17 protein-coding genes are annotated in these 22,788 nt (G+C 59.5%); 8 read left to right on the forward strand and 9 right to left on the reverse strand.

What is annotated here, in order from left to right:
• The first annotated feature begins 19 nt into the window (after positions 1-19).
• Together EQG79_RS06305 and EQG79_RS06310 are read left to right on the forward strand one after the other, a co-directional pair.
• Positions 20-1,342, forward strand: coding sequence for a DEAD/DEAH box helicase (locus EQG79_RS06305; RefSeq protein WP_129600705.1), 1,323 nt, complete (start codon positions 20-22; stop codon positions 1,340-1,342).
• Complete coding sequence (locus tag EQG79_RS06310) at positions 1,342-1,581, forward strand: DUF3820 family protein (protein WP_077923986.1); 240 nt, start codon at positions 1,342-1,344, stop codon at positions 1,579-1,581. The genes EQG79_RS06305 and EQG79_RS06310 overlap by 1 nt, the downstream gene beginning before the upstream one ends.
• Positions 1,582-1,592: 11 nt before the next feature.
• On the opposite strand, the gene EQG79_RS06315 is transcribed toward EQG79_RS06310, so the two are convergent.
• The 8 genes from EQG79_RS06315 to EQG79_RS06350 form a co-directional block, all read right to left on the reverse strand.
• The gene (locus EQG79_RS06315; protein ID WP_129600707.1) at positions 1,593-2,006 is read right to left on the reverse strand and encodes an antitoxin YezG family protein; all 414 of its coding nucleotides are present in this window, start codon (positions 2,004-2,006) and stop codon (positions 1,593-1,595) included.
• Positions 2,007-2,126: 120 nt separating this feature from the next.
• Positions 2,127-3,548 (reverse strand): Gfo/Idh/MocA family oxidoreductase, encoded by a 1,422-nt coding sequence (locus tag EQG79_RS06320; RefSeq protein ID WP_129600709.1) that lies wholly within the window; start codon positions 3,546-3,548, stop codon positions 2,127-2,129.
• Between the two features lie 111 nt (positions 3,549-3,659).
• Positions 3,660-4,577 (reverse strand): sugar phosphate isomerase/epimerase family protein, encoded by a 918-nt coding sequence (locus EQG79_RS06325; RefSeq protein ID WP_129600711.1) that lies wholly within the window; start codon positions 4,575-4,577, stop codon positions 3,660-3,662.
• Positions 4,578-4,744: 167 nt separating this feature from the next.
• Positions 4,745-5,821, reverse strand: a complete 1,077-nt coding sequence (locus EQG79_RS06330; protein WP_129600713.1) for a Gfo/Idh/MocA family protein — start codon at positions 5,819-5,821, stop codon at positions 4,745-4,747.
• Positions 5,822-6,277: 456 nt separating this feature from the next.
• Positions 6,278-8,098: a serine hydrolase domain-containing protein gene (locus EQG79_RS06335; protein ID WP_129600715.1), complete on the reverse strand. Its 1,821-nt coding sequence runs from the start codon at positions 8,096-8,098 to the stop codon at positions 6,278-6,280.
• Between the two features lie 18 nt (positions 8,099-8,116).
• Complete coding sequence (locus EQG79_RS06340) at positions 8,117-9,184, reverse strand: helix-turn-helix domain-containing protein (RefSeq protein WP_129600717.1); 1,068 nt, start codon at positions 9,182-9,184, stop codon at positions 8,117-8,119.
• Between the two features lie 66 nt (positions 9,185-9,250).
• The gene (locus tag EQG79_RS06345; RefSeq protein ID WP_077923981.1) at positions 9,251-9,769 is read right to left on the reverse strand and encodes a GreA/GreB family elongation factor; all 519 of its coding nucleotides are present in this window, start codon (positions 9,767-9,769) and stop codon (positions 9,251-9,253) included.
• A gap of 152 nt (positions 9,770-9,921) precedes the next feature.
• The gene (locus EQG79_RS06350) at positions 9,922-10,935 is read right to left on the reverse strand and encodes a glycosyltransferase family 9 protein (protein WP_129600719.1); all 1,014 of its coding nucleotides are present in this window, start codon (positions 10,933-10,935) and stop codon (positions 9,922-9,924) included.
• 44 nt (positions 10,936-10,979) lie between these two features.
• On the opposite strand from EQG79_RS06350, the gene EQG79_RS06355 reads away from it, so the two are divergent.
• The 3 genes from EQG79_RS06355 (at position 10,980) to EQG79_RS06365 (ending at position 13,486) form a co-directional block, all read left to right on the forward strand.
• Complete coding sequence (locus EQG79_RS06355; protein WP_077923979.1) at positions 10,980-12,218, forward strand: M16 family metallopeptidase; 1,239 nt, start codon at positions 10,980-10,982, stop codon at positions 12,216-12,218.
• A gap of 72 nt (positions 12,219-12,290) precedes the next feature.
• The gene (locus tag EQG79_RS06360) at positions 12,291-13,091 is read left to right on the forward strand and encodes a hypothetical protein (protein WP_129600721.1); all 801 of its coding nucleotides are present in this window, start codon (positions 12,291-12,293) and stop codon (positions 13,089-13,091) included.
• A gap of 68 nt (positions 13,092-13,159) precedes the next feature.
• Complete coding sequence (locus tag EQG79_RS06365; protein ID WP_077923978.1) at positions 13,160-13,486, forward strand: nucleotide pyrophosphohydrolase; 327 nt, start codon at positions 13,160-13,162, stop codon at positions 13,484-13,486.
• Between the two features lie 8 nt (positions 13,487-13,494).
• Here the strand turns inward: EQG79_RS06365 and EQG79_RS06370 are convergent, their stop codons facing one another.
• A complete protein-coding gene (locus tag EQG79_RS06370) occupies positions 13,495-17,013 on the reverse strand; it encodes a VCBS repeat-containing protein (RefSeq protein ID WP_129600723.1) in 3,519 nt (1,172 codons plus the stop codon).
• 166 nt (positions 17,014-17,179) lie between these two features.
• On the opposite strand from EQG79_RS06370, the gene EQG79_RS06375 reads away from it, so the two are divergent.
• The 3 genes from EQG79_RS06375 to EQG79_RS06385 all read left to right on the forward strand — a co-directional run bounded on the left by EQG79_RS06375 (position 17,180) and on the right by EQG79_RS06385 (position 22,749).
• Entirely contained in the window at positions 17,180-17,767 is a 588-nt protein-coding gene (locus EQG79_RS06375) for an RNA polymerase sigma factor (protein ID WP_129600725.1), read from the forward strand.
• Between the two features lie 367 nt (positions 17,768-18,134).
• Entirely contained in the window at positions 18,135-19,181 is a 1,047-nt protein-coding gene (locus EQG79_RS06380) for a FecR family protein (protein ID WP_129600727.1), read from the forward strand.
• Between the two features lie 106 nt (positions 19,182-19,287).
• Positions 19,288-22,749 carry a SusC/RagA family TonB-linked outer membrane protein gene (locus tag EQG79_RS06385; protein ID WP_077924126.1) on the forward strand — a complete coding sequence of 1,154 codons (3,462 nt, stop codon included), beginning with the start codon at positions 19,288-19,290 and terminating at the stop codon, positions 22,747-22,749.
• Positions 22,750-22,788: the final 39 nt, after the last annotated feature.

Below are 22,788 nucleotides of genomic sequence, written 5' to 3' on the forward strand. Positions count from 1 at the left end.
TTCGGCGTACTTTTGAGGTATGCTTACTCCCGAACAGTCGGCGCAGCTCCTGGCGAACCTGGGCATCACCGCCCTCAACCCCATGCAGGAAGCTGCCCAAGCCGCCATCCAGCCCGATACCGACACCTTTCTGATTGCCCCCACCGGCTCGGGCAAAACGCTCGGGTTTCTGCTGCCCATCTGTCAGCTCCTCGACCCCGCCCGCCCCGGCGTACAGTGTCTGATTCTGGTGCCGGCCCGGGAACTAGCCCTGCAGATCGAACAGGTCTGGAAAAAGATGGGAACCGGTTTTAAGGTTAATGTCTGCTACGGCGGCCATTCGATGGAGACCGAGCTGAAAAACCTCAGCAACCCGCCGGCGCTGCTCATCGGCACCCCCGGCCGCATCAGCGACCACATCGACCGGCAAACGGTTACCCTCGACGGGATTCATACGCTGGTGCTCGATGAGTTCGACAAGTCGCTGACGCTGGGGTTTCACGAAGAGATGGCCTTTATTGTCGATAGCCTTCCCGCCCTCCGCAACCGGGTGCTGGTATCCGCTACGGCCGGCATTACCGTTCCCGATTTTGTCCGGCTCAACAACCCGACGAAGCTTAGCTTTGCCGCACCCGACGATACCGAAACAGGACTGGCGATCAAGCTCGTAAACGCCCCGGCGCGCGACAAAATCGATACGCTGTTTCGGCTGCTCTGCTCCTTCAACTCCGAAGCCGCACTTATTTTCTGTAACCACCGCGATGCCGCCGAACGAACCAGTGAGCTGCTGGCCGACAGGGGCATCTACTCGCTGGTGTACCACGGCGGTCTGGAGCAGGACGCCCGCGAACGAGCCCTCATCCAGTTCCGAAACGGCAGTGTCCGGTACCTGATCACGACCGATCTGGCGGCCCGCGGCCTCGACATTCCGGAGATGAAACACGTAGTCCATTACCACCTGCCGGCTCACCAGCACGAGTTTACCCACCGCAACGGCCGCACCGCCCGTATGCACGCGTCCGGTACGGCCTACGTCATCCTGCACCCGGCCGAAGACAGGCCTGCCTGGCTCCCCGCCGACCTGGAGGAGATGCCCCTGCCCACCGACGGCCCGCTGCCCCAGGCGCCCGAGTTTCAGACTCTGTACATCAGCGGAGGCCGCAAAAACAAGCTCAACAAAGTGGATATCGTAGGCTTCTTTTCGCAGCAGGGCAAGCTCGCCCCCGGCGACCTGGGCCTGATCGAGGTAAAAGATTTTATGTCCTTTGCCGCCGTCAAAACAGCAAAAGTCGGCGCCCTGCTGACGCAGATCCGGGACCTGAAAATGAAAGGTCGTAAATACAAAATCGAACTCGCCCGCTGATGGCCGAACACGTACCCTTTGGCGACCCTACCCTGCTGGTCGAACTGGTCGATTATAAAATGCCGTTCGGCAAATACAAGGGCGTGCTGCTTCGTCACCTGCCCATGGCGTATCTGGAGTGGTTCGCGCAGAAAGGGTTTCCGGCCGGCAAGCTGGGGCAGCTGCTCCAGACGCTGTACGAAATCCGGCTCAACGGACTCGACTATCTGCTCGACGGGCTAAAGCCAACCCGGCGGTAAGGCTGGCCCGGCTACTCGTCGGTCGGCTCGGGACGGGGTCCGTATTTGGCGTCCCGGATAGCGATCCAGTCGCGGGCGGTGCCGCCGGCCGAGAAATGATCATCTTCGTCCTGTATTTCCTGATCCCAGCTAAAATCGGCGGTAAACTGCCCCTGCGCACTCAGATCGATCTGCAGGTAGTTGGCGGGGGGCTGGCCTTCCTGCTTCCGCCGGATAAACAGCGCCTGCACGGCCTGCGTCACCTCGTCGGGCAGATCGGTGGAGAGCGGTTCTTCTTCGCCCGCCGGGGTTAGGTAGGTGCCGTCATACTCAATATCCTGCCCATCGCTCAGGGCCTGTACGTTCAGTCGGGCAATGGTCCATTCGTCAGGAATAGCGCGGCTGATGGCATCGGTCAGCAGGTCGTAAATTTCGTTGGTTGTCATAACGGAATAAATTGCGGTGCAGTTACGGCTCAGCAACGCCGAAGCGCCGGATTCAGGAGCAAAAGTAATCGGTCTGCTCCCGAACCCGGCGCTTCGGCGGTATATAAGTCGACCGGCGGTCTAGACGGCGTTCCCGATCTTCATCTTGACGGGGTCCCAGCTCACTACTTTTTTCTGGAACAGGCTCATGTTGCCACACTGGGTGGGTCCGCAGGCCCGCAGCCCGAACGTAGCATCTTCGATGTTGGGTTTCTTGTCGCGAACCGAGTTAAAGAAATTCACGAAGTGCTCGTACCGGTCGCCTTTGTAGTCTTTGGGCACCGTATACTTAAACTCCTTCGGTCCTTCCATCTCGGGCACCGACGGGTACATTTTGTTGTACTCCGCCACGAACAGCTCTTTCTGATCTTTCGGGAAGTTATCGACCGACATGCCGGGTGCTTTTGGAAACTTGTTCTTGCGAACGGTCAGGCTATCCCAGCCGATAGACAGGTCGCCCTCGGTACCGACCAGCCGCACCAGATACGCTCCACCACCGCCATCGACGAAGTTAGACCGGGTGGTCAGGTTGAACTCCGGATGTTCGGCGGTTTTGGGGTAGTCGTAGATGCTGAGCTGAATATCGGGCACGTCGCGGCCGTCTTTCCAGTAGCGCGTTCCTCCGCTCGAATACACGCGGTTGGGACCGAGCGATCCGGTAATGGTATGCAGGCTCGTGAGCAGGTGTACGTACAGGTCGCCCGCAATGCCGGTACCGTAGTCCTGGTAGTTGCGCCAGCGGAAGAACCGGAGCGGGTCCCAGGGGCGCTTGGGGGCGCTGCCCAGGTACGTATCCCAGTCAACGGTCTGGGGCGATGCATCGGGCGGAATCGAGTACTGCCAGGCGCCCATCGCGCTATGCCGGTCGTACTGGGCTTCGGCAAAAACCAGCTCGCCAATGTCGCCCGCCTTCAGCAGTTCTTTGGCTTTGCTGATGATGATCGACGACGCAAACTGGCTGCCCACCTGGAATACCTTGCCCGTATCGGCGGCTACCTTGATGAGCGTATGACCGTCTTCTACCTTCTGCACCATCGGCTTTTCGCAGTAGACGTGCTTGCCTTTCCGCATGGCGTCTGACGAAATTTTCTCGTGCCAGTGGTCGGTGGTAGCGTTGATCACCACGTCGATGTCGGAGCGGTCGAGCAGCGTGCGGTAGTCGCGGGTAACGGTCAGGCCATCGCCCCACAGTTCTTTGGCCCGGCGCAGACGGCCGTCGTAGAGATCGCAGGCGGCTACCATTTCAACCCCGTCGACCATAAGGGCGGTCTGCGTGTCGCCAATGCCCATGCCGCCCGTTCCGATCAGGGCCAGCCGGACCTTGCTGTTGGCCGAGGTGCTGGCGTGATTTTTTACCAGGTTCAGGTACTGGGTGGTGGGAGTGCTGGCCGCTTTCGTTTCAACCAGCGCCGTCGGAGCCGTTGCAGCGGCTACTCCGAGGGTCTTGAGAAATGTACGTCGGGATTTACTACCCATCGACTCCTGACTGTTGTCTTTCATCATGAATTGAGGTTAACGATTGGCTCAGGGTCGGTATGTGTTCTGGACTGCCGATCCACTGAGCGTATACAAAGTAACAAATTTTTAGAACGGTGCCGAAGCAAATGACAGGCATTATGTAGGGAACATTGCCTTTTTTACCCGATTATAAAAGGCGGGCACTTTCTGGCGCGGGTCGCCTTTGCCCAGCGTCTCGATGGGTAGATACCCTTTATAGCCGGACGCGCGAACCAGGCGGGCTATCCGGTCCAGATCGGTATCGACTTCGTTCCCGTCAACGAACAGCTTCTCCTTGATCTGCCAGGTAGCCGCCAGTGGGGCCACCCGGGCAATCTGCGCATACGGATCGCCGATGCGGAAACTGCCGATGTCCAGGTTGACGGCCAGCCAGTCGGACTTGACATGTTGCAGGATGTCGAGCAGCTGATCGGCCGTTTCGATGAAGTCAGCGTGATTTTGCAGCACCAGAATGATGCCCTGTTTCGCGCTATAGTCGACGCACTCGCCCAGGGCATCGACCAGCCAGCCCGTCACGGTTTCGCGGGTATGTCCGGCCGGCACCCCCTTCCCCGAAAAGATCCGCAGCACCGGAGCGCCGAGCCGGGCCGACACATCGACCCATTGTTTGACCAGCCCAATGTCGGCTTTTCGTTTGGCCGGGTCGGCCAGTGTAAAATCGTTGCGTACGCCCGTCCCGCTGATGTCGAGCCCCAGCCGAAACGCCCGACGCTTGATCTCGTAGAGGTAGCTGGTATCGGGTACGGCCGGATAGCCCGGAAAGTAGTAGCCGGTTGGGTCGACGGCATCGAATCCGACGGCCGAGCAGAACGCCAGCACTTCCTGGAGGGTCATCTGCCCGCTCATCAGCGGCTCGTTGAAGGAGTACAGGTTGCAGCTGAGCCGCAGCGGCCCACCGGCTTGTGGAGCAGCCACCGCCCGACCTGCCGACTCGATACCGCCTGCGGTCATCATTGGCATAGCTGCCGCTACCGCTTTGACAAACAGGCGCCGACTGGGTTGTTGATGAGCCATAAGTGAGCTGAGGGTAGGTCCTCTCCCATAAAGAAGCCGCCATGACCCGATATACCCACCCCAGGGTGCGACGACCAGCCGGGTCGAAGCCGGTAGCCAGGCCCACAAAAAGGGGAAGATGTTGGTAACACCTTCCCCAAATCAGTCATGCGCGGTATGGTACGTGATTACAACCGTACCACCTGACCCGTCCGGACGCTTTCGTCGCAGGCGAAGGCGATGCGGAGGCTGTTGACGGCGTCCTGCAGATGGTCTGTCAGGTCGAGGTTTTCCTGGATAGCACGCCGGAAATAACGCTGTTCGCGGTTGCAGAGCTCCTGATGGTCGGGTTCGTCGTGCATATCGATCCAGGTATCGGGTTGCGTAAACTGATCGTCGGCGGTGAGATCGGCCCGGTGAACGCGCAGCGATTCGGTCTTGGTGTGCGCATCGACATTGTCCGACTGCCCGGTATTGCCGGCGTTTTTGGCTACGATCGACACACAGCCTTTGGGGCCGATCACATCTTTGACGAAGAAAGCCGTTTCGCTCATCATGGGGCCCCAGCCCGCTTCGTACCAGCCTACGGACCCATCTTCGAACCGAATCTGGAGCTGGCCGTAGTTGTAGTTATCGGCCGGGATATCGTCGGTGAGCCGGGCGCCGATGGCCGTTACCTGAACCGGTTTGGAGCGGGTCATCTGGCACATGACATCGATGTAGTGAACGCCACAATCGACAATCGGGCTGAGCGACTTCATCAGGTTGCGGTGTACCGTCCACATCTGTCCGTGGCTCTGCTGGTTAAGGTTCATCCGCATCACGAGCGGTTTGCCCAGCTGCTGCGCTTCGGACACGAACCGTTCCCAGGATGGGTGAACGCGCAGGATATAACCGACTACTACTTTTTTATCGGCTTTCCGGGCCGCAGCCACCACCCGCTCAGCGCCTTCAACGGTATCGGCCAGGGGTTTTTCGATGAAAACGTGGCAGCCCTGCTCGAGCGCCATCAGCGCAAATGACTCATGCGTGTCGGGGTAGGTGGAGATGCAGACCGCATCGGGTTTGGTTTCGGCCAGGGCCGTGGCGTAATCGCTGAACAGCGGATACCCTCCGCCGAGTTTTTCGTTGAGAATGTGTTTGCTGTTCCCGGTCGAAACGATGCCGCAGATATCAAATCCGTCGAGCGTCTGGTACGCACTGGCGTGCGACGCGCCCATATTGCCACAACCGACAACCAGTACGCGAATAGAAGGAGTAGTCATCCGGCAAAGATAAAGCAAATGCCCCACCGCCCGACCGCCGTATGCGGAACGCCTGTACGGACCACGTAGAGACGCGATCCTTCGCGTCTCACGCGCGTCAGCAACAAACCATCCGGGCGGGAGACGCAAGGGCCGGGCCGCCGGGCGATTGCGTCTCTACATGCCGACAGCAAAACCATCCGGGCAGGTGGTCCGTGAGGACACGGACCATGGTGAAGTGAAGGTCCGACTGCGCATCCCGGACTACGCGTCTCGGTGAGGACACGGACCACGGTGGAAGAACGCCTGTACGGACCACGTAGAGACGCGATCCTTCGCGTCTCACGCGCGTCAGCAACAAACCATCCGGGCGGGAGACGCAAGGGATTGCGTCTCTACATGCCGACAGCAAAACCATCTAGATAAATAAATGGTCCGTGTCCTCACGGACCACGGTGCAAGGGCAACCCCCGTCTCTTACTCTCCTAATCCTTTCAGTTTCTGCTTCGTATCGGCGTCGGCGGGGTCGAGCAGCAGCGCCTGGCGGAACGCATCGACGGCCCGCTGCTTCTCGCCCCGCAGCTGGTAAAGGTCGCCCAGACGTGCGTATACGATGCCTTCTTTGGGATACTGCTCGCGGGCCAGCTCCAGGATAGTCTCGGCAGCGGGCAGATTGGCCGGTCGGCTCAGCGCAAAATCATAGGCCATGTACGTCAGCTGATACACATTGAGCTTAAGCGCCCGATAGCCGGTAACCGCATCGGCCAGGCGATTCATACGGATCAGCTCGTTGGGTAGGTAAACGTCCTCGGGTAGTCGAGGCCAGGGCTTCCGGTCCCACTCGATGCGTAGCGAATCGATACGCCCCGTCTGACCCCGGCTAAAGTAAGCTTTGGCGGTATAGTCGGTCAGGGCGATGGTATCGGGGCCCACGGGTACACAGATGATGTCGCTGCCGTTGTTGATTTTTTCGATGAGCAGGTTCCCGGCGCGCCGAATCGACACAACCTCGTCGGGACCGCGCCGGTAACGGCCTACGTAAGCATCCAGCAGGGTATCGGGCAGGACTTTGGGAACGAGCGGCTTCGGCAAAAAATCGGTCCAACGGTAGACCTGCGCCACCGCCCGCCGAATTTCTTTACCCAGTTCAGACGCGCCATTGTTGTTGTTCATCATCACCACCATGCCGTTCCCGCCTTCTACGCTGCCGATGGCGTAGGCAATAAAGCCCGCGTTGGTGCCTGTATGCTCAAAATAGCGCCCGCGTTCGTTGGTGCTCAGCGCACTTTGCAACAGAAACGCGCCCAGCCCGATCTGCTCCCGCATGAAGCCTTCACTGATCACAGCCAGCGGCTGCATCATGGCCCGCGCCGACGCCTGGCTCAGCAAACCGCCCCGACCCCGATAGCTGTTTTGCAGGTCGATCATGAGCCGGGCCAGCTCGGCCGGGGTGGCATATAGACCGGCGGCAGCCTGTTGCGGATACACGTAGGGCATCCCTTTGAACCAGCCGTTCGACGAATAAGCCCCCGAGGCATAGGGAGCCAGCGCAGGCGGCAGCGGCTGCGCGAAGGTAGTGCGGGTCAGCCCCAGCGGTTTGAACAGCAGCGTTTCGGTCAGGGTCGCAAAATCCTGCTTCATCACGTCCATCAGCGCCATCTGCACCACCAGATACCCTCCGCCCGAGTACCGAAACTCCTTACCCGGTTCGCTGTTTACGACCACCGGACGGCTTTCAGTACCCGGCTTCCCGGCCAGAATATCCGGCACGGACGGCCATGAACTCCGGTCGGGCGTATACCCGAAGTAGGACGACTGGCTCGTACCACCCCGGTGGCTCAGCAGCATACGGAGCGTGATGGGCGTTTTTCGCGTGTAGTCGCTCTCGGCCAGTTTCCAGGACGTCAGGTATTGGTTGATGGGCGTGTCGAGGTCGAGTTTGCCCTGATCGACCAGGCGCAGCGCGGCCATGGCCGTCACCAGCTTGGAAATCGACCCCGCTGAAAACATGGTTTCGGCCGTAACCGGCTTACGGGTAACCGTATCGGCCAGCCCGTACGATTTCTGCCAGTCCAGTTTATAGTCACGAATGACCGCCACCGTCAGGCCGGGTACCTGATGAAAGCGCATCCGTTCTTCGAGCGACCAGCCGTTCAGCCCGGCCACCGGCACGTAGGGAATAAGATTATTTTCGACGGCGGCAATCCGGTCGGCCAGCCGGGCGGGGGGTTGCGCCCAGGCGTTATTGACAACGGACAGGATGAGCCAAAGAGCAGGCAACAGGGTTCTGACAGTCATAGTCGGGTGATTTTTGGCTCAAACATCCGACTCCTGGAGGTCTGCGTCGTCCCGAAGTGTGATTTGGGACATCTTCAGATACGCTTTTGGGGTATATCCGGTCTGTTCTTTGAAAACTCGGTTGAAGGTTGTCTTCGACGAAAAGCCCGCGTCGAAGGCCAGCGCCAGAATAGTCAGTCGCTCGGTGTCGCCGGCGGCCAGGCGTCGTTTTACCTCACCGATCCGGTAGGTGTTGATAAACTCGTTGAACGACTGGTTGAAGCCGCCGTTGATGATGCGCGACACGGCGTTTGGCGTTTCGCCCAGGTGGCGGGCCAGCGAGGCCAGGGTCAGCTCCGGGTCTTTGTAGAGTTCCTGCTCCCGGATCGCGTCGAGCACCTGCCTGCGCTGATCGGCCGAAACGGGTAATAGCCGACCAGCTTTTTCGATCTTCTGCAACCGGTCATAGAGCAGTCCGATCAGCGCCAGTACGTACACAAAAACGGGCAGTATCTGCGAGGTCAGATAAAAGCGGGGCCACCGCGGGGGCAGGTAGGCCTGATTTACCAGCGGCTCAACAACGGCTATGCCGTAAAATACGGTCAGTCCGTTCAGCAGAATCCGCACCCACCGTTCCGATGCGTAGGGCCGACTTCGGTAGATGGCGTACAGCACCATCAGGCAGGTTCCGTAATGGTCTACGTAGCGGGTATAGGGTTTGTGGACGTTCAGCCAGAACCAGGCTTTGGTATCGAGCGACTGTACCATCAGTACCGTATAGAACAGCCCCTGCACCGCGACCGGCACCCAATACCAGCGCAGCCCCGGAACCGCCTGCCCCGCCCGGGACCGCACGTATCCGTACAGCAGCGGCCCGAAACTCCAGGAAAAGAACAGCGGGGAGAAATACAGCCAGCGGTGGTAGTAATACACGCCCGAACGGCTCAGAAAGTAATCGACGACCTGTAGGGTAAGCCCGCCAATGAGCCAGGCCAGCCAGCGGTTAGACGCCCGGTCGGACCGGACAAAGAGCAGAATGGCCGTAGTGACGCCCTGTACGATGCAGAACAGATCGAACAGGTTTCTCAGGTCCAGATAAACGGTCATACGGCGAGGGAGGATTACCGGCCTAATCTACACCGATTTTCTGATTCTGGTGTCGCCTTGTTGCTCTTAATACGTGATCTCGCTGATCTGGAGCACGTCCTCGCCCTTCATGGTCCGGACCGCCACCAGATCGCCGGTTTTCTTTCCCTGCATGGCGCGGGCAATGGGTGCGGTAAAGGCAATCAGCCCCTGGGCAGCATCGGCCTCATCCACGCCCACCAGCGTAAGCCGGCGTTCGGGCGGGGTGGTTTGGCCGGGGCGGGGTTTGAGCGTAACGGTGGCGCCGAAGCGGACCTCGTCCGTAGCCGCATGATCGTGCGGATCGACAACCCGCGCGCTGGCAATACGCTGGTTCAGCAGCCCGATGCGCCCGTTCAGTTCGGCCAGCTGGCGCGTCCGCTCGCTGTCGTCGGCCGACCGGGCGGCAACCTGAGCGCGTTCCGTTTCCAGCCCGGCCAGTTCGGCCCGGAGCAGCGCCAGGCCCCGGGGCGTAACGTAATTGGCAACACCCGGCGGCAGCGGTGCCCGCGCCGGAATCACGACCGGATCATCGGCCGACTCGTTTTTCAGGAAAGCCCGGCTCATCGCGTTGAGGTTTGTTTACAGCATAACCACCCAGACAAGCCGATGTTTGTCACAACCGGAGCTGACCCGCCGAATCAACCTTTCCGGCTTTAACGGATCAGGCCGGGCCAGTCCCCCTATGCAAACGTAGCTGGCGGGAACCGGCCGAACGCTCACAGCGGGATAGCACGCTCGGTCAGGTCTTCGACGGGGATCGTCCAGGCGCAGCGGAAATGGCCGAGGGGACAGGCCGGCCGACCGTGAATACCGCAGGGTTTACAATCGAGGAGTTCGGGCGTCTGCACAACAACGGCGTCGTTGGCCAGCGGGCCGAAGCCAAATTCAGGAACCGTTGAGCAGAAGACGGCCGTGGTGGGCGCGTTCATGGCCGAGCACAGGTGCAGCGGGGCCGAGTCGTTGACGTAATTCATGATAGCCCCTTCCACGAGGGCGGCCGACTGAAGCAGCGTCAGCGTGCCCGCCAGGTTTTTCACCCCGTTGCGCCCGCTGTCCTGCCCAATCTTCTCACAGACAGCCGCATCGGTGGGCGCGCCCAGCAGATAGACCGTCAGGTGGCGGGGCAGCGACTGAATCAGTTCGACCCACCGTTCGGCCGGGTATTGCTTGGTGAACCAGACCGAGGTGGGTGCGATACACACGTACGACTGGCGCTGCAGGGGCTGAACCGTGTCGTAGTCGACCTGCGACGGGTAGAGCCGGGGGCGGGTCCGCACGTAAGAGAGACCCAGCGGTTTCAGCATCCAGGCGTTTCGGTTTACCTCATGTACCCCCGGCATGAACTTATGGGTAATGCGGTGGGTAAAAAAGCGCGAAAACGGATTTTTATCGAAGCCTACCGTGACGCTGGCGTTCGACAGGGCCGTCAGCAGGCCGGTGGCCCCGAAGCGCTGCAGGTTCAGCACGGCATCGTACCGACGCCCGCGGATGGTCTTCAGCAACGCCCACAAGCTACCGTATTTGGCCCCTTTCTTATCCCAGATCAGTACTTCGTTGAGGAAGGGATGATTGGCCAGCAGACTCTCGTTACCTTTCCGAACCAGTACATCCAGTACCGCCTGCGGACGAGCGCGACGTAGTTGTTCCAGCAGAGCGGTTGCCAGGATTACGTCGCCGATGAACGCGGTTTGAATAATCAGGAACCGGGGCGGATTACTATCGGTTATCATGAGTACGCTGGTCTACGTCAGGTGGACGGCGTTTATGGCTTAGAATGGAAGATTACGAAGTTTATACCCTGCCCAACGGTATTCGGATTGCGCATAAGCAGATGCCCCATACGCAGATCGCTCATTGTGGTATTATGCTGGACATCGGCAGCCGCGACGAACAGCCCCATCAGCAGGGACTTGCTCACTTTTGGGAGCATATGGCTTTCAAAGGTACGGAGAAACGAAAATCCTACCACATCATTACCCGACTCGAGACCGTAGGTGGCGAACTGAATGCCTATACTACGAAAGAAAAAGTGTGTTTTCACGCGTCGGTGCTGGGTGCGCACTTCGAAAAAGCAACCGAATTGCTCGCCGACATCACCTTTCACTCGGTTTTTCCGGAAAAACAGATCGAACGGGAACGGGGCGTTATCCTCGAAGAGATGGCGATGTACTATGATTCGCCCGAAGACGCCATTCAGGATGACTTCGACGAGCTGATGTTTCCGAACCATGCGCTGGGCGGCAACATCCTCGGCACCACCGAAACGGTTGGCTCGTTCCGGCGCGAAGACCTGCAGCGGTTCATAGGCGAAAATTACGACACCCGCCGGATCGTGTTCGCATCGGTCAGTAACCTGCCTTTCAAACAGGTGGTGAAGGTGGCCGAGAAGTACCTGCGCGATGTGCCCGAACAGCACGCTATCCGCCAGCGAAAAATTCCTACCGACTACGTGCCGCGCCAGACCCGGGTTGAACGACCCATTACGCAGGCCCAGTGTGCGCTCGGACGCCCCGCCTACGGGCTGACCGATCCGCGCCGGCTGCCGTTTTTCATGCTCGTCAACCTGCTCGGCGGGCCGGGTATGAACTCGCGGCTGAACCTGAACCTGCGCGAAAAGAACGGCCTCGTTTACTCCATCGACGCCAGCTACACCCCTTTTCTGGACACGGGCTTCCTCGGTATTTACTTCGGCACCGACCCGCGCAAGGTAGACCGGGCGTGTACGCTGATCATGAAAGAGCTGAAACGACTGCGCGAACAGCCCCTCACGACCCTGCAACTGCACCAGACCAAAGAGCAGCTGGTTGGTCAGCTGGCTATGGCCGAGGAAAGCAACAATAGCTTCATGCTGATGATGGCCAAAAGCCTGCTCGACATCGACCGGGTAGAGGCTCTCAACGATATCTTTAACGACATCAAAGCGGTAACTGCCCGGGAACTACAGGACCTGGCGCAGGAAGCCTTCGTGGACGATCAGTTTTCGTCGCTCACCTTTGTTCCGGAAAAAGAGTAGTTCCTGTAGCCCTGACGGGTTTGGAGGGTGGCCGTTGGCTGCGCCGGCCTGTTTTCTACCTTGTTTTTCGGCATGGTCTTTACGAGCGTCTTCTGGCTTAAAATCACCCTGATTCCGTCTATCATTGCCCTCATCACGCTGGTTGCCCGGCGGTGGGGCAACCAGATCGGCGGGCTGATCGGGAGCATGCCGTGGGTGGCGGGCCCGATTCTGCTATTCTTCATCCTGGAGCAGGGAACGCCGTTTGGCATCCAGTCCATTCAGGGTGTCATGCTGGGTATCCTGGCCCTGATCAGTTTTTCGTTCACGTATGCCACCCTGTCGCAGCGCCGAAGCTGGCTGCCGACCCTGCTGATTTCGTACGGCATCTACGCCATTACGGCCGTGGGGTTCAACGCGCTCCGGCCCAATCTGTGGGTCGGCTACGCGCTGGTGCTGGGTAGCGTATGGCTGGCCCTGCGCTTTTTCCCGCGCCCGGCCGCACAAACGACCTCGGCCCGGCGACTGCCCTACGAGATTTCGATCCGCATGGCCGTGGCCACGGTTTTTGTGGTCGTTATTACGGGGCTGGCCAGCGTGCTGGGACCGACCTGGAGCGGTATTCTGACGCCCTTTCCGATCCTGACGTCTATTCTGGCCATTTTCTCGCATACGCTGCAAGGCAGCAACGCTACGATCTCTACCCTACGCGGGCTGGTTATGGGTCTGTTTGGCTTCAGCACGTTTCTGTTCATGCAGGCCTTCTTACTGCCTCACTTCCCGATTGCCATCTCGTTTGGCGTGGCGCTGCTGGTCAACGCCCTGATCAACCTGCTGGCCAGCCGCTACGGACAAACCGCCTTCAGCAGAGCCATGGACAAAACCGACTCATAGCAATCTGATCATCCGCAACAGAACCGTTCATACTTCCCGTTAGTACCGACTCACTTACAGCACACACTATGACCCTCGAAGCAGCCCAGCGCACCGTCGACGAATGGATAAAAACCGTTGGCGTCCGGTATTTTTCAGAACTTACGAACATGGCCATGCTGACCGAAGAAGTCGGTGAGGTAGCCCGCATCATGGCCCGTCGCTACGGCGAGCAGTCGGAGAAAGAGTCGGATAAAAACAAAGACCTCGGCGACGAGATGGCCGACGTGCTGTGGGTGTTGATCTGCCTCGCCAACCAGACCGGCGTAGACCTGACGGAGGCTTTCCGGAAAAATCTGGAGAAGAAAAACAGCCGCGACGCCACCCGCCACCTCGACAACGAGAAACTTCGGTAAACCCCCTACTACCGAGACGACTGGCTGAGATAGCCCGACCCGTAATAAAACTCCATCCGCTGCGTCTGGCCGTTTTTGTGCCGGATCAGCCGAACCGTTTCGCCGGGTTTGGCGCGGGCGGGTTTCTGAACAATACGCGGTTTCAGCAGCTGTACCGGGCCGTTGTTGTTCGACGCCAGATACCACACGGCCGACCCCGTAGACAGAGCCGCGAGCGCTTTGGCATCGCCATCGACAGCCAGACCAGCCTCGGCGGGCATTACCGCCCGGAAACCGCCCCGCCCGTTGCCCAGCAGCAGGCAGCCCCGCCCGGCATCGTACCAGCCCGTGTAGGTTTCGGGGGCGTAGGAGTTCCCAACCAGCAGCGCGTCGGGCAGGCCATCTCCGTTGAAATCGCCGGTCTGAACCCCGAATACGGGCGAGGCCTGCGCCAGCGTCGGCAGCGGATGAACCGCGAAGCCCTCTTTCCCCTTGTTTTCGAGGTAGCACGACCGCAGTTCGCTGGCCGTCAAGACGGTAGCTCCGTCGAGGTCATCGTCCGTAAACGCGTCGGCAAACGATTTGTCGGCGTACTGCTGGAAGCTAGTGAAGCGTTTCCGGGCAAAGGTCGGCATCTGGTCGTTCAGCACGTCGCGGATGGGAACGAGCTGTTCACGTCCCTGGAGATAGTACGTCAGAATGGGGTCCATCTGGCCGTTTTTGTCGAAGTCTTTGGCGTATACCCGCAGCGGCTCCTGCGCCGACACCCGGTAGCGCGTATTCAGCCCCAGATTACCGGCTATGTAGTCGATATCGCCGTCGCGGTCGAAGTCGGCGCCGGTGAGCGAGTTCCAGAGGCCGGTTGGCAGGCCGGTGTCAGCTGCCCTGAACGTTCCCTGCTGGTTCGTGTAGATCGTGATCGGCATGAATTCTCCCGCCAGCATGAGGTCGGGGTCACCGTCGTTGTCATGATCCGTCCAGAGGGCCGCGCAAACCATACCGGCCTGCCTCAGCCCGGGCGCCAGCTGGTCGGTTACATCGGTGAAGCGCGGGGGACCGCCGGGGGTTTTGTCGTTCCGCAGCAGGTAACAGCGGGCCGCCAGCGGGTACTGCCCCACCCTGACCCGACCGGCCCGGAACAGATCGAGATCGCCGTCGCCGTCAAAGTCAGCGGCCACGACGCACGCGCCCGACGAGGTCGTTGGCGGCAACACACCCTCCGACCGGGTCAGCGCCCCCCGGCCGTCGTTGAGGTAGAGCCGGTCCTGGTAGATACCGCTACTGTCGGGCTGGGCGCTGCCGCCACTGACGACGTACAGATCCTGATCGCCATCGGCGTCGACGTCGAGAAAGAGGGCGCCCATGTCTTCGAGGTCGTTGGCGCCCTGTTTGTGTTCAGCAAAGCGGCCGGGCGCGGTCTGCAGGAACAGGCTCCGCGTTTGCCCCGGATCGGCCCCGATAAATACATCGTCGAGTCCGTTGCCGTCGGCGTCGGCAATGGCAATGGCCGGGCTGTTTCGGGCGTATACCTGCGGCAACAGGGGGGTACGCTCCAGATCGTTGAGCGGGGCTTCGCTGTGCCGGAAGGTCAGTCCGGCCGTGCTGCCCGCCACAGTATCGAAGAAGGGAGAACGATCGGCCCCGGTTGCCGGACTAAAAGCCTGGGCGTTGGGCTGATAGGTGATCCGGTGCAGCCGGTCGGCGGAGAGCGCACCCAGCCGCTGAAACGTACCGTCGGCCCAGCGCACTTCTACCTCGGCGCGGGTGTGTTTGCCAACGCCCACATGCACGAACGGCTCCACCGACGATGCGTACCCACGTACCGGATGCACCACTACCGACTGGGTTTGCCCATCGGCGGTACGGACCCGCAGTTCGGCCCCCAGTCCGCGGGCATCGGCAGGCAGATGCAGCCGGAGCGCGTGACTAACAATAGGCTTACCGGGCTGGTTGGTTTCGTTGCGATACAGCCCGGCTTCGGCATCCATGTTGTTGATAACCAGGTCGAGGTCGCCGTCGTTATCCAGGTCGGCATAGGCTGCTCCGTTGGAGTAGGTCGGTTCGCCCAGGCCCCAGGCTTCGGACTTGTCTTCGAAAAGCGGAGGTCCCGATGGGCCCGCGCCCGTATTGCGGTAGAGGTAGTTATGCAGTTTGGCATCGGGCAGTTTATACAGTTCTTCGAGGGTTTTGCTGACGGAGCCGTTGCTGGCGTTGGCCATACCGAAGCTCGAAGCCTGGTTGTTGAGGTAGGCGATGTAGTCGAGGTTGGTAATGTCGCGCCGGTAGCCGTTGGTCACAAACAGATCCTTATGGCCATCGTTGTCGTAATCGGCCAGCAGGGGTGCCCAGCTCCAGTCGGTCCGGAATACGCCCGCCAGCTGACCGATTTCGCTGAAGGTGTTGTTGCCCATGTTCAGCTGCAGCGTGTTGCGCACGTACTGATCCTGATACCCCTGCTGCCGGGCCAGATGAAAAAACTCCCAGCTGGTTTTGATCAGCATCATTTTCTGCCGGGCGTTGGTCTCAGGCAGCATGTCGAGCACCATGATATCGGGTCGGGTGTCGTTGTTGACGTCCTGAATATCGACCCCCATGCTGTTATAGCTGGTGTGTTTGAAGTAGTCGGCCGCCCGATCCGTGAAGCCCCCGTTTCGGTTGTTGATGTAAACCAGATCGTTCGACAGAAAGTCGTTGGCGCAATAGACGTCCAGCCAGCCGTCCTGGTCGATGTCCGCTACGGCGAGTCCGAGTCCATACCCTTCGGCCAGGATGCCGGCCTGCCGGGAAACGTCCCTGAAAACGGGCGATTGCTGGTCCGACCCGTCCGGACGTCCGGTCGTACCGCGCTGCTGAACATTCTGGTACAGCCGATCGGTGCTGAGACCTTCGCCGTTGATCCGTTTGGGGCGGATGGAGTTTCGGCCGGTGCGCTCCATGGCGTTGTTCAGTACGTAACAGTCGAGGTCGCCGTCGCGGTCGTAATCGAAAAAGGCCGCCTGTGTGTTCATACCGCTATCGGCCAGGCCGTATTCGCTTGCCAGCTCGCGGAAGGTGGGCACCTGACCGGGCCGGGTTTGCTGATTGATGAAAAGCAGGTTATGCCGTACGGCTCGGTTCGTATCGGGACCGGCCACGCTGACATAAATATCGGGCCAGCCGTCCTGGTTGACATCGGCCACGCTGACGCCGGTACACCAGGCCCGGGTCGTGACGCCTGCCTGGGCCGTTACATCAACAAAGGTAAAGTCGCTCCGGCCCGGCTGCGTCCGGTTCATGTAGAGCCGGCAGGTTACGTTGTTGCCCGCAAAAAACAGATCCATACGCCCGTCGCGGTCGAAATCGCCGATGCCTACCCCGGCCCCGTTGTACATCGGATCGTAAGTATTGGCGTTGAGCGAGTCACTCTCGAACGGCTGCATAAGATTGTTAAACGTCACGCCCGACTCGGCCGAACGGATGGGGGTGAACAGGGCACTGGCCGGCGGGTTGGGTTTGCACCCTACGAATCCGGCCAGCAAAAACAGCAGCAGAACAACACGAACAGACATAAACTGGACCGAAACGAATCCGGCCAAAACAAGCAAAGAGTACAGACGTTTCTTCTTTATCAATAGTAGTATAAAAGGAAGAAGTAGTAAAAATACGGAGAAAAGGGCAGAAGTTTGTGCATACCTTTTTTGTAGATTTACTAGTCAATCTCCTATCGCGTAGACTGTGGACGGCTTACTCAACTATCATCAGGCGACCGATGCCCAGATCTGGGATGATTTTTTGCTGGGTAGTCAGCCGGCCTATTCGTTCATGTATGAGAAGTACGCCCGGATGCTGTACAACTACGGCTACAAGATTGCCCAGAACCGCCAGCTGACCGAAGATTGCCTGCAAGACCTGTTTCTGACAATTCTGGAAACCCGCGAACGGCTGGGCCATACCGACTCGATCAAGTTTTACCTGATGCGTTCGCTCCGGCGCGAGATTGTCCGCAAGCTCAACGCCCAGCACCGCTTTGCCGATAACGCCGAGCACGATGTCGATTTCAAAGTCGAGTTTCTGTACGAGCCGACCTGGCTCGATTCGCAGATCAGCAAAGAGCGGTCGGAGGCTGTGCTGCGCGAGTTGAACCAGTTGCCCGCCCGCCAGAAAGAAGCCCTGTTCCTGAAGTTTTTCGACAACCTCAGTTACGAAGAAATTGCGGGCATTATGGGCATCGAAACAACCTCGGCCTACAAAGTCATCTACAAAGGCATTGCCGCCCTCCAGAAACGGATGCCCGTCGACCTGCTGTCGGTTATACTGCTGTAGAGACGCGATCCTTCGCGTCTCCTGTGCGTCAGCAATGGACCATCTGCACAGGAAACAAAAAACCATCCGGACAGGAGACGCAAAGGATTGCGTCTCTACAAGCGTCAGCAGAAGACCATCCGGACTACGCGTCCCGGACTACGCGTCCCGGTGCAGACACGGACCATGGTATGGGCCTGTAGAGACGCGATCCTTCGCGTCTCTTATGCGTCAGCAACAGACCATCCTATGCGTCAGCAACAGACCATCCAGGCTGCCGTCGCGGTTGCGTCTATACATAGCATTATATCCGTAAAAATTTTCCCGATTCCGGGGGATAATTAGCCAGGAAGTGCTCTTCTGGTGGTAGTGTGTTTTGTACCGCCTGATGAAACAGCCTTACTCCGACTATACCGTCCGCGATTTTGTACTCGACGATGCGTTCCGCCGGTGGGTTTTCGAGCCCAACGAGCAGAGCATGACCTTCTGGCATACGTTTATGCTCAAACACCCTGAGCAGCAACCGGCCATCGACGAAGCCTCGTCGCTCCTGCTGCACCTGCAGGCTAACTACGACGACCTCACCGACGCCAGCCAGCAGCGAATCGGACAGGTGCTGGAACAGGCGTTTGCTCAGCGCGCCCGCCCGGAGCCGGTGGCGCCTGTTGTACGGCCCCTCTGGCAGCGAAGAACGTTCATCGGCCGAGCCGCTGCCTCACTTGCGGGGGTCATTGTGCTGGCTGGCGCGGTACTATGGTATAGCCTTCAGCCGAGTCAGCAACGCATACAGACCGCTTTTGGGGAGAACCGCACCGTTGCCCTGCCCGACGGCTCGACGGTCCTGCTCAACGGCAACTCCAGTCTGACGTTTACCGACAACTGGGATACCGAAGCCACCCGCGAAGTCTGGCTCGAAGGCGAAGGCTTTTTCAAGGTGGCTAAAAAACAGACCCCAACCGGGCGACTCAAATTCGTCACCCATACGCCCGGCCTCGACATTACGGTGCTGGGCACGCAGTTTAACGTGAACACCCGCCGGGGCAGTACCGCCGTTACGCTGGTAGAGGGTCAGGTGCGGCTTAGCAAGCCCGGAGCAGCCCGGCAACAGGTTATCGACCTCAAACCGGGCCAGTTTGCCACCACCCAGCCCAGTATCGAGAAAGTAGAGGTACGCACCGAAAAACCGCAGCTGCATACCGCCTGGACCCAGCGGCAGTTTGTCTTCGAGAACACCGCCCTGAGCGATATAGCCCAGCAACTGAACGACACCTACGGTCTGGAAGTGGTCTTTGAAGACAGCGATCTGGCCAGCCGCCGGTTTACCGGAAACCTGACCAACGAAACCCCCGAAACCCTGCTGACTACCCTTTCCCTAACTTTTGATCTAACCGTTCGGCGCGATAGTAACCGCGTTGTTCTCCAGCGAAACCCATAACCCGTACCGGTCGGCCCGATTGATTACCTCGTCGCACGAAGGCCAGCCCCTCTTTTTTTGTAAAAACCAACTTGATCGCCCGAATTACCATACATCTATTCCGCTTATGAAAAACAAGTATATAGTCCTCTCGCTGTTGCTGACGGGGGTCGGGGTGTATGCATTGCCGCAGCCAGCTGCTGCGCAACTGCTGAGCCGTGCCCACGCCAGCTATGCCGGCACGAGCTACCAGGCCCCAACGCCTGCCGAAACCACGCCCGGCCGCAACCAGGCAGGCCGCTCGCTCAAACGAGCCCTGTCTGAGCTCGAAAAACGGTTCGGTATCAGTTTTGCCTACGACGAACAGCTGCTGGCCAACCGCCGGACAGAGGTCGAGGTCGATGGCCTCTCGCTCGAACAGGCGCTCACCCAGCTCATCGACGCGCAGGGCCTACGGTACCGGAAGGTGAAAGCCAGCCTGTATGTTATTCAGCCGGCCCAGCCAAAAAACGGCGCGGCCGGCCCCACACCCCCGGCCACCGCCCTACCCGACCGCCCGGTCAATGAACTCTCGACCGGCCTGACCGAAGCCCCGCAGGTGAAACGCATCACGGGCCAGGTGACCGACGAGAACAACCAGGGCCTGCCCGGCGCCAACGTTATCGAAAAAGGAACCAGCACCGGTACCAGCACCGACGCCAACGGCAATTTCGTTCTGAACGTATCGGACGCGGCCACGACGCTCACCATTTCCAGCGTGGGCTACATCAGCCAGGACGTGCCGATCGGGAATACGGCCGTCGTGAATGTAAAGCTCGCGCCCGACGACAGAACCCTGAATGAGGTCGTCGTTATCGGCTATCAGGCGGTGCGGAAGCGGGACGTAACCGGCGCCAACGATGTCATCAGCCCCACGCAGGCCAACAAAGTGACGGCCAACTCACTGGCCGAGTCGATTCAGGGTCTCTCGCCGGGCGTCACGGTACGCAATACGGGCGTGCCAGGGCAGCAGGCGTCGATTCAGATCCGGGGGGTAGCCAGCTTCCTCAATACCGACCCGCTCTACATCATCGACGGGATGATTGCCGATGCCAACCCGACCATCAACAACGACGATATCGAGTCGATCCAGGTGCTGAAAGATGCGTCGGCAGCGGCTATTTACGGATCGCGGGCGGCCAACGGGGTCATCATCATCACCACCAAACAAGGGAAAGAAGGCCCTATCCGCGTATCGTTCTCGGGCAAATACGGCGTCCAGCAGGTTTACAGGCGCTGGGATGTGATGGATGCTGCCGGTTTCGCGGCCCTGCAACGCACACAGTACCAGAACGCCGGCCAAACGCCACCCGCCAGCGTGGCTACGGGTACGTTTAACCCCAACATCAATACCGACTGGCAGGATCAGGTGCTCCAAACGGGCAATCTTCAGGATTATAACCTGACGCTCTCAGGCGGCTCCAAAACCGGCACCTACCTGATATCGGGCAGTTACTTCGGCAACAAAGGCTACGTCATCGGCAGTGGGTTCGACCGGGCCAGCCTGCGGATCAACACCCGCAGCACCGTGGGTCGGTTCACGTTCGGCGAGAACGCGCTGCTGACCAACTCGAACATCGAGAACTTCCCGGCGGGTAATCCCATCTACGACATGGCCGGTATGCTGCCCGTCATTCCCGTACAGGACCCGCGCTATGTCAACGCCAGCAACCCCGGCGGCTACGGCATCGGCACCAACCCCGACGCGGTCACCTACGCCTTCAACCCGGTAGCGGTTCGAAACCTGGCCAGCAATAAAAGCAACTTTGCCAAGCTGGTCGGTAACGCCTACCTCGATGTAAAACTGGCCGACTGGCTGACCTACCGCGCCAACGCCGGACTGGAAGTCAGTTTCGACTACACCCAGAACCTGCGCCGGATCGGTACCTACCAGTACAGTGCCTCGCCGGTACTCAGCTCGGTTGCCGAAGACCGGTCGCGCTACCTGAGTCTGCTGTTCGAGCACACCCTGAATTTTGATCGGGTATTCGGTAAACACAGCATCAACGGGGTGGTCGGTATCAGCCAGCAAACCGCCCGGCGTGATGTCACCTCGGGTTCGCGTACCAACCTGGGCTTTGCGGGTGGTCAGTATTTCAACACCATCAACGCAGCTACCGGGGTATCGAACTCGGCGGGTGGCACGCCCGACGACTACCGGATTCTGGGCTACCTGGGTCGGGTCAATTACACCTACAACGACAAATACCTGCTGACGCTGACCGGCCGTGTCGACCAGGATTCGCGCTTCGGAGCCAACTACCGGACGGGCTTTTTCCCGTCGGTAGCCGCGGCCTGGCGCATCAGTCAGGAGAAGTTTTTTCAGGTCGACTGGATCTCCGACTTGAAGCTCAATGCCTCTTATGGCAAGCTGGGTATTGTTGTGCCGACGCTGGGGTCGTTTCCGTATACGGCTTTTATCAACAGCAACCCAAGAGCGATTTTCGGAGTCGACCAGACGGCTGTCGTAGGCGCCTACCAGGCTCAGCTGGCCAACCCCGATCTGCGCTGGGAAGAGCGGCTTCAGCAGAACTACGGCGTATCGGCCAGTTTTCTCAACAACCGCATCAGTACCGAGATCAACGTGTACAATTCGCTCTCGAACGATGCGATCCTGAATCTGGCCGTACCGGGCTACCTGGGTAACCTCCGCGGCAATCCGTATGTCAACACGGCCTCGATCCGCAACCGGGGGGTCGAATTCTCGGCTACCTACCGGAACAACAAAAACGCCCTCAAGTGGGACGTATCGGGGAACTTCACGACCATTAAGAACCAGGTCGAGAATGTGGGCAATCAGGGCCAGAACATCAACTACATCCAGAGCGGCAACACCCGCTCGCAGGTGGGGCTGGCCGTGGGGCAGTGGTACGTGCTGAAGACGGCGGGTATTTTTCAGAGTCAGGAAGAGATCAACAACTACCGGGGTCCCAACGGCCAGCTGATCCAGCCCAATGCCAAACCCGGCGACATCCGCTATGTCGATGCCAACGGCGACGGGCAGATTACGCAGAACGACGACCGCCAGTTCGTGAGTTCGCCCTGGCCCAGGCTACAGGCGGGGGCTCAGTTCAACGCATCGTACGGCCCGTTTTCGCTGAACGTGCAGCTGACCGGCGTCTTTGGCTACACCGTCTACAACGACGTACGGCGCGGGCTCGACAGCTACCAGCTGACCAATTTCCGCCGGGACATCAGCCCCTGGTCAACGACCAATACCAACACGACCGATCCGCGGCTTGGCCTCGAAGCGGGTGATCAGGGTATTATCTCGAACAACTTCCCGTATACGGACCGCTGGCTCGAAGATGCCTCCTACGTTCGGATGCGCAACGTAGAGGTCGGCTATACACTGCCTAAAGCCTTGCTCAACCAGCTCAGAATCCGCAATGCCCGCGTGTTTGTCAGTGGTCAGAACCTGTTCACGATCACCAGCTACTCCGGACTCGACCCCGACGTAACGGGAAGCGGTATTCAGGAGCGGGGTGTCGACAACGGTCACTGGCCTTCGCCCCGGGTAATTTCGGCGGGTATCAACTGTGATTTCTAAGCTAACCCAACGCGCCGGGACCGGGCCAGTCAGGATCGA

This window comes from Spirosoma sordidisoli (assembly GCF_004138325.1).
GTDB lineage: Bacteria > Bacteroidota > Bacteroidia > Cytophagales > Spirosomataceae > Spirosoma > Spirosoma sordidisoli.